Annotated in this window: 2 protein-coding genes; both read right to left on the minus strand. The window is 67.2% G+C overall.

The features are described 5' to 3' along the window. Nucleotides 1–487: aldo/keto reductase (locus tag INF29_RS14455; RefSeq protein WP_193487428.1), on the minus strand; the 487-nt coding region annotated here is incomplete at its 3' end. A 256-nt stretch (nucleotides 488–743) separates the two neighbouring features. Continuing rightward, nucleotides 744–1,029: aldo/keto reductase (locus tag INF29_RS14460; RefSeq protein ID WP_193487430.1), on the minus strand; the 286-nt coding region annotated here is incomplete at its 5' end.

Below are 1,029 nucleotides of genomic sequence, written 5' to 3' on the forward strand. Positions count from 1 at the left end.
TGTTCTCGTGCGCGTAGCCCTGCTGCCAGAAGACATGGGTCTCAACCTGGTTGACCATGGGTGCCACGTCGGCGAAGGTGCAGATGTCGAGCAGGCGCGTGGGGTCGAAGTTCGACACGCCGATCGCGCGGACCAGGCCGTCGGCGTAGGCGCGCTCCATGTCGCGCCACGCCACATGGTAGTCGTTGTAGGCCTGATGCAGCAGCATGAGGTCGAGATGGTCGGTGCCCAGCAGCTCCAGCGAGCGCCTGATCGAGTCGTAGGTCTTGCCCTCGCCGTAGTTGGACACCCACACCTTGCTCACGATGAACAGGTCGTCGCGGGCGACGCCGCTCGCCTTGATGCCGGCGCCGACGCCGCGCTCGTTGCCGTAGGCCTGCGCGGTGTCGATCATGCGGTAGCCGCTCGCGATGGCGTCCTCGATCTGGAACACGCCGTAGCCGAGCTTCGGCATCTCGACGCCGTTGGACAGGGTCTTGTACTCCATGGTTCCTCGCTTTCCTCTACCGCCGGGCGCGATGGCACGGCGGGCGGCGGTTGATACGCTTCAGGTCAGGGGGCGGATGGCGCCCAGGCGGGGCACCGGGGCGGCCCCCAAAACGCCCTGACCTGCCCCGAGAACACCGGTCCGTACCCCGGGAACGCCCCATTCCCTCTGCTCGGGAAGATTTCGCCGTTCCCGGGGCAGGGCGGTACGTTCCGGGGGCAGGTCGTCGCGTTCCGAGGACGCCGCGGCCGGCCCGCTACTCCTGGGAGTCGAAATCGGGCTTCACGGCCAGGTAGCCCGCCAGGGCCTCCTCGGTGGCCTTGTAGTACTTCTTGGTGCCGTCGAGCTCGGCGATGCGCGCCATCTCCTCATCGGTCAGCGTGAAGTCGAAGATGTCCGCGTTGTCGGCGATATGCTGAGGGTTCTTGGACCCGGGGATGATCGAGGTGCCCATCTGGGTGTGCCAGCGCAGGATGACCTGGGCGGGCGTCTTGCCGTACTTCCCGGCGAGCTCGGTGAAGACCGGCTCGGCCTGCAGGGCG

The organism is Anaerotignum lactatifermentans, from assembly GCF_014982935.1.
Lineage (GTDB): Bacteria > Bacillota > Clostridia > Lachnospirales > Anaerotignaceae > Anaerotignum > Anaerotignum lactatifermentans.